General features: G+C 51.3%; 11 protein-coding genes. 1 reads left to right on the forward strand and 10 read right to left on the reverse strand.

Annotated features, from left to right (window positions below):
• The 7 genes from KTH90_RS17510 to hemA all read right to left on the reverse strand — a co-directional run.
• Window positions 1-1,171: pyruvate formate lyase family protein (locus KTH90_RS17510; protein ID WP_275061431.1), on the reverse strand; the 1,171-nt coding region annotated here is incomplete at its 3' end.
• Between the two features lie 412 nt (window positions 1,172-1,583).
• Complete coding sequence (hemL, locus tag KTH90_RS17515; protein ID WP_158353343.1) at window positions 1,584-2,861, reverse strand: glutamate-1-semialdehyde 2,1-aminomutase; 1,278 nt, start codon at window positions 2,859-2,861, stop codon at window positions 1,584-1,586.
• The gene (gene hemB, locus KTH90_RS17520) at window positions 2,861-3,844 is read right to left on the reverse strand and encodes a porphobilinogen synthase (protein WP_158353345.1); all 984 of its coding nucleotides are present in this window, start codon (window positions 3,842-3,844) and stop codon (window positions 2,861-2,863) included. Before hemB ends, hemL begins: the two co-directional genes overlap by 1 nt.
• Before the next feature lie 79 nt (window positions 3,845-3,923).
• Entirely contained in the window at window positions 3,924-5,456 is a 1,533-nt protein-coding gene (gene cobA, locus KTH90_RS17525; RefSeq protein ID WP_238727143.1) for a uroporphyrinogen-III C-methyltransferase, read from the reverse strand.
• The gene (gene hemC / locus KTH90_RS17530; protein WP_158353349.1) at window positions 5,453-6,343 is read right to left on the reverse strand and encodes a hydroxymethylbilane synthase; all 891 of its coding nucleotides are present in this window, start codon (window positions 6,341-6,343) and stop codon (window positions 5,453-5,455) included. The genes cobA and hemC overlap by 4 nt, the downstream gene beginning before the upstream one ends.
• Window positions 6,344-6,431: 88 nt before the next feature.
• Window positions 6,432-6,896, reverse strand: a complete 465-nt coding sequence (locus KTH90_RS17535; RefSeq protein WP_158353351.1) for a precorrin-2 dehydrogenase/sirohydrochlorin ferrochelatase family protein — start codon at window positions 6,894-6,896, stop codon at window positions 6,432-6,434.
• A gap of 115 nt (window positions 6,897-7,011) precedes the next feature.
• The gene (gene hemA, locus KTH90_RS17540; protein WP_238727144.1) at window positions 7,012-8,241 is read right to left on the reverse strand and encodes a glutamyl-tRNA reductase; all 1,230 of its coding nucleotides are present in this window, start codon (window positions 8,239-8,241) and stop codon (window positions 7,012-7,014) included.
• Between the two features lie 111 nt (window positions 8,242-8,352).
• On the opposite strand from hemA, the gene KTH90_RS17545 reads away from it, so the two are divergent.
• Entirely contained in the window at window positions 8,353-9,147 is a 795-nt protein-coding gene (locus tag KTH90_RS17545; protein WP_158353355.1) for a sirohydrochlorin cobaltochelatase, read from the forward strand.
• Between the two features lie 578 nt (window positions 9,148-9,725).
• Here the strand turns inward: KTH90_RS17545 and KTH90_RS17550 are convergent.
• Genes KTH90_RS17550 through KTH90_RS17560 form a run of 3 tightly spaced genes read right to left on the reverse strand, consistent with a single transcriptional unit; the run spans window position 9,726 to window position 13,281 of the window.
• Complete coding sequence (locus KTH90_RS17550; RefSeq protein WP_158353357.1) at window positions 9,726-10,679, reverse strand: ABC transporter permease; 954 nt, start codon at window positions 10,677-10,679, stop codon at window positions 9,726-9,728.
• Entirely contained in the window at window positions 10,680-11,759 is a 1,080-nt protein-coding gene (locus KTH90_RS17555) for an ABC transporter permease (RefSeq protein ID WP_158353359.1), read from the reverse strand.
• Window positions 11,734-13,281, reverse strand: a complete 1,548-nt coding sequence (locus KTH90_RS17560; RefSeq protein WP_238727145.1) for an ABC transporter ATP-binding protein — start codon at window positions 13,279-13,281, stop codon at window positions 11,734-11,736. Before KTH90_RS17560 ends, KTH90_RS17555 begins: the two co-directional genes overlap by 26 nt.
• Window positions 13,282-13,313 lie beyond the last annotated feature (32 nt).

Below are 13,313 nucleotides of genomic sequence, written 5' to 3' on the forward strand. Positions count from 1 at the left end.
GCTGCGGTACTCTCGTATGATAAGTAGCGTCCAGCGCGATATAACTCATATCGTTGGTGGCGTCTGCCATGGTCTCATGGTCCACGCCGCCGATCGTCAGGTTCTGGAACATAGGCACGCCCCGAAAAAAGTCGGTGTCAACCCAGCTGCGGACTTTATTGCATGTATAAATCTGTAAAAAGAAATTCTCCGTCAACTCAACCGCAAGCTCCCTTGTCAAAGACCCGTCCTCTAATCCGGCTGCATAATACGGCTGCATAAACTGGTCGTAACGGCCAAAGGAAATACCGGCTCCATTATCCTCAATCTGAATGCAAATATGGATGAATATAAGGAATTGTAATGCCTCCCGGAAATTGCGCGCGGGATGCTTCGGCACATGACAGCATATTTGGGCCATCTCCAGAAGCTCCTGTTTTCTTCCCTCATCAGTTTCCTCTGCCGCCATCTTTTCGGCAAGGTCCGCGTAGCGCGCGGCAAATTGAATGACTGCGTTGGCGCTGATGACCGCCGCTTCATAGAAGTCTTTTTTCTTTACACATTCGGGGTCGTTCTTATAATCTATCTCAGACAGCCCCTCCTGGCACTGGTCAATGATTGTCTGCAGACCGTTCTGAATCAGCCATGGATGATCCGGCGCAAAATGTCCGTCACCCCCCTGGAAATAAGCGCCAATATCAGCCGCCTTAATCTGAAAATGGGTGGCAAGCGCCTCTTTCGGCAGCCTTGTTCGCAGCATATCAGTCACGGTCTGCCCTCGCCAGAAATCGCATATTTCCTGAATGACCGGCTTGTCCTCTTCCCGGATTATGTACCGGTCCTCCGGACGCTTGTCCGGAAAATACGGATCGCCGTTCAGCATCTCGCTTTCCATCCACTCCATGTCAAATTCCGGAAACAGCGGCGCCCAACGCGGATGGGACGCCTGATTGCCCGCGAACAAGCTTCCCGGTAGAATGTATATGCTCATATTTTGCAGCACGTGGTCCATCGCGTTTGCCCTGCGCTTAATCGGCACCTGATCCATGTGTGTCCTGTAATATTCCGTCAACAACCTGCCTCGTTCCACGCATATACCGTATTGCGACGACGTGATATAGCGATGCAGTCTGTCGATCCGTTTCGTTCGAACCGGCTCAGTAGAGATCTGATAAGAATCTTTAATTGCCATTACATAACCTCCCCAATTTGTTCAATTTTTCAATTCCATCCTGTTTTCTTTAACTGTGTATCGCAGCTGATTTTTTCCTGCATTCTTATTTTAGCATTTCCCCCATCCAGATCGAAACCGATGATCTTTGGTTATAAGTGTACTATTTTTAAGAATATAAAAAATAGCAGCGCTTGAAAAATCCCCGCTGACTATTTTGCATGCACCTCACGTAAGCGGCTGGAAAACAGCCGCTTACGTGCCCATAGCTCATAGCTATAAAAAACTGTTCTAAAAAGAATAAAGAAAACAAGCCATCTGAAAACTCGTATTTCAGATAGCTTGGCTCAATGGAAACTTTTATTGACATCTATTAACATCATCAGTACCCTAAAGTCAGACGAAACGTTCACCAAAGCTGGGAAGCCCTCCCTTATCTCATCCAAAACTCCTCAACAGCCGCCAAAGTCTCATCCACATCCTTCTTCGTGTGGGCTGCCGACAAAAAGATCGCTTCAAACTGGGAAGGCGCCAGGTGGATGTGATGTTCCAGCATCCAGTTAAAATAACGGGCAAATTCTGCCGTATCAGACTTCTTAGCCGTCTGGTAGTTTCTAACAGGCTGCTCCGTAAAGAACAGGCAGCTCAAAGACCCGACGCCGGTCACCTGATAAGATTTACCTGCCGCTTTCAGAATATCTCTTAAGCGCTCCCGGAAATAGTTCCCCAACTCCTCCAGGCGCACATAGACATCCGGGTTTTCTTCCAGCTGGGTCAGTCCCGCAAGCCCAGCGGCCATGGCGATGGGATTGCCGCTTAAGGTACCGGCCTGATAGACGCTTCCGCAGGGAGAGATGGTCTGCATAATTTCCCTGCGGCCGCCGTAGCAGCCCACGGGCATCCCGCCGCCTATAATCTTTCCGAACGTGGTCAGATCCGGTGTAATCCCATAGAATCCCTGGGCCCCCTGGAGGCTTAAGCGGAATCCGGTGATCACTTCGTCAAAGATCAGCACCGCGCCATGCTCCGTACACAGATTCCTAAGACCCTGGAGGAATCCCGGGCATGGTTCCACCACGCCCATATTCCCAGCCACCGGCTCCACGATCAGCGCGGCGACCTCCCCTTTATTTTCCTCAAACAGCCGGGCCACACTGTCACAGTCATTATAGACAGCCGTCAGCGTATCCCGGGCGCAGCCTTTTGGTACGCCGGAGCTGTCAGGAATACCTGCCGTCATCACACCTGATCCGGCCTTCACCAACAGGGAATCTGAATGTCCGTGATAACATCCCTCAAATTTTATAATTTTATTGCGTCCGGTATAACCTCTGGCCGCACGGATCGCACTCATCACCGCCTCAGTCCCGGAATTCACCATACGGACCATTTCCATGGATGGAACCAGACGGCAGATCAGTTCCGCCATCTCCACTTCCATTTCAGTAGCAGCGCCAAAGCTCAGGCCCTCATAGGACGCCTGGATCACCGCTTCCCTGATTTTCATGTTGTTATGTCCCAGGATCATAGGCCCCCAGGAACAGATATAGTCAATATAACGGTTATCATCCACATCATATACGTAAGCGCCCTCCGCTTTCCGGATAAACCTCGGAGTGCTGCCTACGGACTGATAGGCGCGGACCGGGCTGTTCACACCGCCGGGCATTACCTTTACCGCCCTCTCAAAAAGCTGTTCTGACCGGAACATCAGCCGATCCTCCCTTCCTCTATAAATCCTGCGATCTCTTTTGCAAAATAGCTGAGCAGAATACCACAGCCGGCACGGTAGATACTCACTGCCGTCTCACAGATCATTGCCGCCTCATCGACATATCCCGCCTGCGCGGCCGCCTTGATCATGGCATACTCGCCGCTTACGCTGTATGCCGCCACCGGCAGCAGGATCTGATCCGCCGCCTCCCGGATCACATCCAGATACGACAAAGCCGGTTTTACCATGATGATATCAGCGCCTTCCTCACAGTCTGTCAGGATCTCTTTGAGCGCTTCTCTCCTGTTATGATAATCCATCTGATAAGCTTTACGGTCACCAAACGCCGGAGCCGATCCTGCGGCATCCCGGAACGGGCCGTAAAAAGAGGAGGCATATTTTGCCGCGTAAGACATGATCGGGATATTCTCATACTGGTTCTGGTCCAGGACCGCCCGTATAGCCGCTACCCGGCCGTCCATCATATCGGAGGGAGCCACCATATCCGCGCCTGCCTGTACATGAGACAGCGCGATCTTCGCCAGATAAGGCAGTGTCCGGTCGTTGTCCACCTGCTGCCCGTTCAGTATGCCGCAATGCCCGTGAGAAGTATATTCGCACATACAGACATCAGAAATAAAATATATCTCCGGATGGGTCCGCTTCGCCTCTTTTAAAGCCTTCTGGATAATACCGTCTTCCATCCAGGCCCCTGTACCGCATTCATCCTTTTTATCCGGAATGCCGAACAGCATAACGGACAAAACCCCACCGGCCGATACCTCGTCAAGCGCTGCCGGCAGCATGTCCACACTGTAGCGGAACTGTCCGGGCATCGTAGGTATTTCCTCCTTTAGACCTTTCCCTTCTTTTACAAACATCGGATAGATCAGGGACGATTTATCGATTCTGGTTTCCCGGACCATTTTGCGCAAAGCAGGAGTGCTTCTGAGCCTTCTGGGTCTTTCTGTCAGTTCCATTTCTATTTCCCTCTTTCTTCTTTCTACTTTAACTTTGCCGTTTGGAGATCATCCGTCATTCTTCTTCGACCAGATATTCCTATATCTGCTTTGAATTTTCTTTATGCAGCTGAATTACTTTATCTATCAGGCTGGCGATAGTCGCTTCGTCAGACACTACTGTTCGCATCTGATATCCCCTTGCCTCCGCCGCAGTTTTTTCACCGATGCATACAGCCGTAACCTCATGGAAATCATCCAGATCCATGGATTGCACAAACCCTTTTACCGTGGAAGCGCTGGTAAATACCACATAATCCTCAGGCCGAAGTTCGACCGCCTCCTGCGGCAGATACCGGGTACGGTAAATGGGAGCCGAAGCCACAAAAAATCCTTGTTTCCTCAAGACTTCGGCACAATCACTGGGAGTATCGGCCGGCGTAAGTACCAGAACCCGCTCATTTTCCCGTAATCGCCCGGCCAATCCTTCTCCAAGGGCATTCCCGTTAAATACAGCCGGCATATAATCCGCCCGGACTCCCCGTTCTTCCAACGCCTTTCGTGTCGCCGATCCTACCACAGCGAACCGGACATGAACCAGACTTCTCACATCAATCCGTCTCTCTCTTAAATATTCCCAGAAATAACGGACGCCAGCCTCACTGGTAAACACCATCCACTGATAATCTTTAAAGTTCAATTCATCCAAGTGCCCTTTGTCACTGAGCGGGACCGTTTCAATGGACGGCAGCTCAATCACCTCAGCGCCCAGCATAGCCAGTTGTTGCGAAAGCCCCGACTGCTTCTCCCTGGGCCTGGTAATAATCACCCGGGCTGTGCCCAGCACTCTGTCCTCCGCCCAGTGGAATTCTTCCTCCAGCGCGCACACTTTTCCAACCACGATAATCCCGGGCGTGCCGATCATCGCTTCCACAGCGTCAGACGGCAGTTTCTGGAGGGTGGAGACTACCCTGCGCTGGCTGGCGGTGGTGCCCCGCTCTAATACGGCCGCGGGTGTATCCGGATCTTTTCCTTCCCGGATTAACCCTGCTGATATCTCTGGCAATGCGCTGACTCCCATCAGAAATATTAACGTCACGTCCCCCAGCCCGGCCAGAGCTGCGTAGTCGATACCCGCCCGGCTGTCCTGGCTGTCCGCCTCATTCCTGCTATTCCGGCTGTCCTGCCGGCGATGTCCGGTAATAATATGCACAGATGGTGTATAATCCCGATGCGTCACCGGAATTCCGGCGTAGGCCGGAACCGAGACAGCGGAAGTGATCCCCGGTACGATCTCAAAGGGAACTCCATGCTCCTTTAAAAGCTCCAGTTCTTCGCCCCCTCTGCCGAACAGGAACGGATCCCCTCCTTTTAAACGCACTACCTTATTTCCGGCCAGCGCCTCGTCAAGCAGGATCTGATTGATCCTGTCCTGTACCACCTTGTGATTGCCAGCCTGCTTCCCCACATCGATCCTTCTGGCTGCCGGCGGTATCATCTGCAAAACCCCAGGTCCGATCAGCCGGTCGTGAACCACTACGTCCGCCTGTTCCAGCACGGCCTTTCCCTTCAGGGTAAATAATCCCGGATCGGAAGGGCCCGCCCCTACCAGCCATACTTTTCCAGTACTCATCCTCCTAATTCCTCCTTAAGCCGCAGCGCCAGTTCTTCTCCCAGCTTCTCCGCCCGTTCCGCCGGACCGCTGATCCCGCCGGTTCTATAGTCCTGCGTTTCTTCTCTATAATAAAGTCCTTTGAGCTTCATCTCACCGTCCCGAATCACCGCATGAGCCGCGATGGGGGAAGAACAGCCGCCGTCCAGGGTTCTTACGAAGCTTCGTTCCGCTGTTGCTGCAAGGGCCGTTAACGGATCATTGACCTCGGCTAAAAAAGCAACATCCAGATCTTTTCTGGCCTGTACCGCCAGAATCCCCTGCCCGGCGGCGGGGATCATCTCATCGGTGGAAAAGTACTTATAGATCCGTTCCTGAAGACCGGCCCGCTGCAGCCCCGCGGCCGCCAGCACCAGCGCCGAATACTCCCCGTCGTCCAGTTTTTTCAGCCTGGTCATAATATTTCCCCGCACACTTTCCAGGTGGATGATCGGATATAAGATCTGCAGCTGCAGCTGCCGTCTCGGGCTGGAGGAGCCGACCTTCGCCAGATAATAGGAACCCGGTTTCGCTCCCTTTGGCAGCACCAGCACATCCCGGGGATCTCCGCGCCTGGCGCAGGCAACGATCGGAAGTTCCTCATTGGTCTCCATCGGCATATCTTTCAGACTGTGTACCGCGAGATCGATACGGCCGTCTGCCAATGCCTGATCCAGTTCTTTGACAAACAAACCTTTGCCGCCGATCTTATCCAGAGTCTTATCCAGGATCATATCCCCAGTCGTTTTCAGCGTAATCAGTTCCAGGTCTATCTGCGGATTGGCTCTGCGGATAGCCTCCATCACCAGCTCTGTCTGCATCACGGCCAGTTTGCTGTCCCTGCTTCCCACAATGATTTTACGTCTCATCTACAACTCCATTCCTGCCGGCATCGCGCGGCATCTGCCAGTTTTATTCGTTCATATCCTATATATTGCCGGTTCTGTTTCCCAGATTTTACTTTCCCGGTGATTCCTTCGGCACAAATAAGCTTCTTATTTTTTCAGCAGCCTCCCTGGCCAACCGGTGGTCGGACCCGTTGGCTGTCACGCCGATGACCAGCCCGCCCTCTGTAACGATTCCGGGAAAATAAAAATCACACTCTTCTTTACAGTCACAGACATTCACCGGAATCTGCCTGCTCTTCGCCTCTCTGTAAATGGACTGATTCACCTGCCTTAAATCGGTAGCTGCCAGTACCAGATCCGCATCCCCGCAGTCTCCCTCCTGATAGCGGCGTTCATGCCAAATCAGGCGGCCGGCCACAGTTTCCTTCCTCAATTCGTCAGATATCTCCGGTGCAATCACGGTGATCCGGCATCCAAAAGGCAGCAGAGTATGTATCCGCCTGGTGGCAATGGTTCCGCCGCCAAACACCAGGACTTTTTTCTCTTCCATTTCTATATATACAGGAAATCGCATTCTCCCCTCCCTTCCGGACACAGGACAGGTAGCTGCCCCTTCCCCATATCCACTTTCGATATCACAGATCTTATCTTCCCGGATAATTCCCTATTGCCATAGCGAACCGGGATTCTCAGGAATCTTCACAGTCCCCCGCGGCTTCCTCCAATGCGGTGATACAGTCTTTCCATTGTTCCGGGGATAAATGATTTTTCAAACCATAGAGAATTTTTGTAACGGATTTCTCCGCCGCTTTTCTCACATTTCTTTTCAACTCCTCAGGTTCCTCCAGGGCCTGATCTATCTCCCGGTAAACCTTCGTAAGCTTGGCGTTGGTGATTCTGCCGGCCGTCTTTCCGATCCTTTGTACCGCTGGTATCCATTCTCTGAAATAATACCAGGTTCTGAACTCATCCATATGTTCCTTCAGTATCACTCTCGCCCGTGCCACCAGCCGTTCATCATGGCCATTGACCATCCCCAGCATATCCGTATCATAGAGAACCGCACCGGACAGCCGGCCCACAGCCGGCTCGATGTCCCTTGGAACAGCCAGATCCACGAACAGGTAGCTTCTGTCCGGATCCATGGCACGGCATACTTTTTCAGCCTCTATCGTATAGTGCGGGCTTACCGTAGCACTGAAAATCAGATTCTTGTCCCTCAGATGCTGATATCTTTCCTCATATAAGATGACTTCGCACTCTTTGGGAATGACAACGTCATGCTTTTTATATTGCCTGAGTGTCATGGCCACCTGACAACCGCGGTCAATCAGGATCCTGGTCATCAGCCGCCCCATCTCTCCATTTCCAATAACCATGCACCGTCTGCCTTCCAGGGGGCCGTACCGGTCTTCCAGCAGAGCCGCCGCGCCTTCCGGAATGGACATGTCCCTGGCTGTCAGCCGCACTTCCGTCTTCACCTGCTTCGCAGCTGTTACGGCGCTGCGAAAAAGTGTCTCCAACACGGAATCTGCGCAGCCGCATTCCCGGGAGCGGCCCAGCGCTTCCCTGATCTGCGTTAATATCTGATCCTCCCCAAAAATCTGGGAATGCATCCCGCAGGCCAGTTCGAACAGATAATTAACCGCCTCATCTCCCTGCCGGCTTGTAAAATGTTCTGCGTATTTTTCCCCATCCGCTCCTCTTTCCTGCATCAAAATAGAAAAAGGGGATTCCCAGGCATCGCTGCACCACAGTTCTGTCCGGTTGCAGGTAGAAATCAGGATGCAGCCAGCCATCTCATGTCTGGACGCCGCCTGTTCGCAGAATTCCATCCCCTGGGTTTTCGTAAACGAAAACTGCTCCCTCACCTCAATACTTGCTGTTCGATAATCTATCCCTACCATCGATATGTTCATCGTTTCTATTCTCCTTTGCGTCTATAAAATCTTAACACTTTCCACATGTCCAGACAAGTGTTATGATATGAGAAGTATCCTGTCAGGTTTGCTTTTTTCGGAGGTTCACATATGATTCATGACAAAGCAATTCTGCTCCCTTTATTCGGCTCAACAGATAAAAGTGCTATGGCACGGGTGCTGGAACCGTTAGAGAAAAGGCTTTGCACAGCCATACCGGGCTGCTATATATGCCATTGCCTGCTCAGCAGTTATATTCTGAAAAAATACCGGGCTTCCAACACTTCGGAAAACTCGTTGACCGAAGCTCTGGACCAGTTAGCGGAACTGGGCATCAGCCAATTGATCGTACAGCCCTTGCTCCTGACCACTGGAACCGGTTATGATCTGCTCCGATCCGGGTTGGAAATGTATCAAAGCCGCTTCCCCCATATCTCTCTGGGTAAGCCTATTCTGTGCGATGACTGGGATTATGCCGCACTGGCAGAGGCCGTCTGGCAGGAATTTCCTGCGCCGGCTGAAGATGAAGTGGTGCTGCTCATGGGACACGGCTCGGAGACCGGCGATAACCATGTATACCATAGGTTAACAGAAGAATTTCTCTTAACCGGACACCCCAATATTTTCATCGGAACGATGCGTGACTGGAGCATGGCCAAAGCAACCGCAGAGCAATGGCAGCGGGATGGTTACCACAAAGTCCGGCTCCTGCCTTTTCTGCTGATAGCCGGGCGCCATGTAGCCCGGGATATGATCGGTTCCGATCCCTCCTCCTGGAAAAGCAGGCTTGAGGCCGCCGGTTTTCTGGTATCCTATACAGCCAAGGGCCTCGGGGAATATCCCTATGTTCAGGAGCAAATCACGTCAAGCTGTATCCAGGCAGCTAAAAAATGGCCTTCCTTATAATTATTTTACCATTTGGGAAGTGTTAAAGAAATAACGCACGTTAGATTTGAGAGGTATCCGGCACCTCTCATTTTTTTCCGGCACCTCTCATTTTACCATTGGATTTTTGATTTATTTTATGTTATATTAGATACAATCTTTAAAATCTTGTCATTTGTCTTAACTACAATTATCCCCAAATAAAAATCCAACCTGTACAACAAACCACAAGTTTCACTCTATTTGGCATTAAGGATAGGGATTACTTTTACTATATTCAATCAGGCTGCCGAGGGACGGGCTCCACCCGCTTCATTAATCTAAGGGGGGTGGTTCTCATGAGTACATATGAGGAATTTATATGATCATAATATCTATTACATCCTTAATAACCATTCTGAATTATACACATAAAAAATAGCCGTCCTGCTCCAGTAAAGTACGAACGGCTATTTAGTAATACTTAAACCGAAGCAGGTGAGCGGCACTCACCTTTCGGCTGTCTTATTGAGTATATTATAAGCAATCACAGTACGATTGTCAATGAATGACTCCGACTAATCTGTCCAATTTTACAATACCGCCGCTTCCCCCATGAATTAAACAGTAAGTTTCTTCCGCCGCCCCGACCGTCTCGTCCCCAAAGCCGCCGTACGGCGTCCACGCAGTTTAGAAACAATCAGCACCAGAATCACTGCCCCATAAGGGATACACGACAGCAGCTGAGTCGGCAGCCCAAACGAGGTAAGCGTCAGATAAAGCGCGTCCGTATAGGCAAACAGGAATGCCACAATACTGGTTTTTATAGGATTTCCCCCTCCCACCAGAACGGCAGCCAGGCACAAAAACCCACGCCCGGAAGTCATATTCTCTGTAAACATAGATACCCCGGACAGCGGAATAACAGATCCCGCCAGCCCGCAGCATGCGCACATGATGATCAGCGCAGTCCACTTATACCTTCGGATATTTGTTCCGGCCGTCTGCGCTGCCGTGGCATTCATCCCCACGCCCCGCAGCCGCAGTCCGAAAGGTGTTTTATACATGACCACATAGGCAGCTCCTGCCAGAATAAAGGCCAGATACACCGGACCAATTTTATTATTCAGCACCTCATTCAGCACCGGGACCCGGTTCAGAAATGGTATCGATACGGTCTGGTAACTGATGATATCCGGGCTGATAAAAGAACCCCTCACCTGAAAGATCGTAACCAACAGCAGGGTCGTAACCGCCCAGGCCCCATAGATCAGGGCGATACTCACGATCATCCCGTTCGCCTGGAACCGGAAAACCAGGATTCCGAACAGGATTCCCACAAGAATACTTACCGCCACTGCAATCAGGGAACCCACTACTGCGCTGCCGCTCACATAACTGCCCCATGTGGCAAAAAAGGCCGCAATAAGCATAAAGCACTCATAAGCCAGCACGAAAGTTCCCGATTTTTCCGTAAAGCATCCTCCGACAGAACCGATGATCAACGGCGCCGCAATCCGAACGGCTCCCGCAAATACTACCGGACTGATGACTGCAAGTAATATCTCCTGCATTTATCCCGCCTCCCTGCTTCTCATGTATTTCCCCCGCATATGGTCAAACAACGCCTTATAATCGATCGCCGCGAACAGGACAAACAGCATCTGAATGATGTTAACCGTCAGCTTATTCAGGCTGGTCATTCTCTCCATCTGCAGTGAGCCGGCCCGCAGAGCCCCCCATAAGAAGGATACGACGACAATTGCGATGGGATTTTGTCTGGCAATATAGGCAATCAGAATGCCGTCCCATCCCATATTAGTAATAAACTTCGCCGTAAAACTGCCGTAAGAACCGCTCATCTCGATTCCGCCGCATAATCCGGAGATAAATCCCGACATAAGGAATATCCCCAGAAAGGTCCTGGCCACCGGAATGCCATAGGCCCGGGCAAACCGAATATTTTCCCCCACCTGTTTTAGCTCATACCCTTTTACGGTATAGCGGTAAAACAGATAGACCAGAACGGCCACCAGGAGAGCAAACACGATGCCAAGACTTGCGGAACTGCCCTGAATCAGTCCAGGCAGCCTTGCGGAAGCGGCCATCGGCGGAGTGGAGATCGCATTTGATCCGTCGCTTCCCCTTCCGCCCATGATCCACCACATGGTGATATATTCCGTCAGCAAAACAGCAATAAAATTAAACATTAATGTGCTGATCAATTCATCCACCCGGAAGATCAGTTTCAGCATTGCGGGCAGAAGCGCATACAGCATTCCTGCCGCCCCGGATGCCAGCAGGCAGACGATTACATGCACTCCCGGCGGAAGCTTAAACGCATAGCCCAGCACCGCGGCTGTCAGCGCTCCAAAATAGATCTGCCCCTCCAGCCCCAGGTTGTTTACACCGGACTTGAACGCGACTGCAGCCGCGATAGCGGTCAAAATGCAGGGCATTGTGTGGCGCAGTGTGTTTCCGATATTGATCTTCGATCCGAAAGCGCCTTTTAGGATTTCTGCAAATGCCGTTCCCGGGTTTTCCCCCTGAACAGCGATTAATACTGTGCCGATGAGTAATACGGCCAGGAGGGCTGCCGCATATCGGATCAAATTGGACTCCGCTTCCTCATTGATTTTCCATTTCTTTTTCATCCGCATCCCCTCCTCTGGTCATCAACAGCCCGATCTCTTCCTCTTTCAGTTCTCCATGGACGCCGCCGTACTCCAGTGTGCCATTGTACATAACAAAAATTCTGTCCGACAGCTGCATCACTTCATTTAATTCGTGGCTGATCAGCAGGATTCCGGCACCTGCAGCCGCAATGCGCAGTATCTTTTCCCAAATAAATTCAATCGCCCCCACATCGATCCCTCTGGTAGGGTCCTCTATGACCAGCAGCTTATCACAAAGAGTAATCTCCCTGCCGACCACCAGTTTCTGAATATTTCCACCCGACAGGTTTATCACCTTTTCATGGATTCCCTTCGTTTTTACCGAATATTCGCGTATGATCTGATTCGTAAAATCCTCCGCCAGCTTCCTGTCCAGCAGATATTTCCTGGGGAATCCCCGCACGGTCTGATACCCCATCACAGCGCTTTCCCATACGCTGCCCGCCTTATTTACCCCCTCTTTCATCCGGTCCTGAGGGATATAGCCCACTCCCATCTTTTTGCGTTCCCGCACACTTTTTTCCTGTGCCTCGATTCCCGCGATGCGGATCCTGCTTTCTTTTTCCACCCGGGTAAGACCCACGACCGCCCCGGCCAGCTGCTGCTGGCCGGACCCGGCGATCCCTGCGATACCGACGATCTCTCCGCTTCGGACTTCCAGGTTCAGATTTTTCAGGCGTTGGACCCCATTTTCCTTTACGGACACATTCTGAAGCTGCAGCACTGGAGATTTTATCCTGCTATTTAACTTATGGGCCTGTAAGATGACTTCCCGGCCTACCATGAGGTTCGCCAGCTGCTCTTCCGTCACCTCATCCGGAAGCACATTCCCAGTTACCTTCCCATTCTTTAATACTGTAATCTCATCGGCAACCTCAAATACTTCTCTGAGCTTATGGGTGATCATCAGTATCGTCTTGCCGATCGCTTTCAAAAACCGGATCGCCTCAAAAAGGCCCTGTATCCCCTGGGGCGTAAGTACGGAAGTGGGTTCATCCAGGATCAGGATGTCAGCGCCGCGATACAGGACTTTTACGATCTCCACCTGCTGCAGAACCGCCACCGGAAGGGTGTCCGCTCTGGCATCCAGCGGAATGTTAAAGTGATAGTCCCGGCATATTTCTTCTATTCTCATCCGTGCTTTCGTGCGGTTCAGAAATATTCCCCACTTCTTCTCCTCGAATCCCATCATGATATTATCCAGGACCGACAGGTCACCGAACACCATGAATTCCTGGTACACCATGCCGATTCCATGTCTGGTGGCATCCATCGGATCTTTGAACCGGATTCTTTTCCCATTCAGCAGGATCTCTCCTCCATCCGGCTCATAAAGATCCGTGATAATGTTCATCAGGGTGCTTTTACCTGCTCCGTTTTCCCCTATTACAGCGTGTACACTCCCCCGCCTTACCCGCAGGTTTATATTATCATTTGCGACAAGTGTGCCAAATGTTTTTCTGATATTCTTTAATTCCAATACATAATCCGTTTCTGCCATACAGATCTGATCCCTTCCTTTTCACCTCCATA

Source organism: Diplocloster modestus, assembly GCF_019042245.1.
Classification (GTDB): Bacteria; Bacillota; Clostridia; order Lachnospirales; family Lachnospiraceae; genus Diplocloster; species Diplocloster modestus.

Bases quoted from the DNA above. Each gene is read 5' to 3' on its own strand.
- hemA (WP_238727144.1), bottom strand. From the start codon at position 8,241: ATGAACATATCGATGGTAGGGATAGATTATCGAACAGCAAGTATTGAG.
- hemB (WP_158353345.1), bottom strand. From the start codon at position 3,844: ATGGAACTGACAGAAAGACCCAGAAGGCTCAGAAGCACTCCTGCTTTG.
- hemL (WP_158353343.1), bottom strand. From the start codon at position 2,861: ATGTTCCGGTCAGAACAGCTTTTTGAGAGGGCGGTAAAGGTAATGCCC.
- KTH90_RS17560 (WP_238727145.1), bottom strand. From the start codon at position 13,281: ATGGCAGAAACGGATTATGTATTGGAATTAAAGAATATCAGAAAAACA.
- KTH90_RS17555 (WP_158353359.1), bottom strand. From the start codon at position 11,759: ATGAAAAAGAAATGGAAAATCAATGAGGAAGCGGAGTCCAATTTGATC.
- cobA (WP_238727143.1), bottom strand. From the start codon at position 5,456: ATGAGTACTGGAAAAGTATGGCTGGTAGGGGCGGGCCCTTCCGATCCG.
- KTH90_RS17550 (WP_158353357.1), bottom strand. From the start codon at position 10,679: ATGCAGGAGATATTACTTGCAGTCATCAGTCCGGTAGTATTTGCGGGA.
- KTH90_RS17535 (WP_158353351.1), bottom strand. From the start codon at position 6,896: ATGCGATTTCCTGTATATATAGAAATGGAAGAGAAAAAAGTCCTGGTG.
- hemC (WP_158353349.1), bottom strand. From the start codon at position 6,343: ATGAGACGTAAAATCATTGTGGGAAGCAGGGACAGCAAACTGGCCGTG.
- KTH90_RS17545 (WP_158353355.1), top strand. From the start codon at position 8,353: ATGATTCATGACAAAGCAATTCTGCTCCCTTTATTCGGCTCAACAGAT.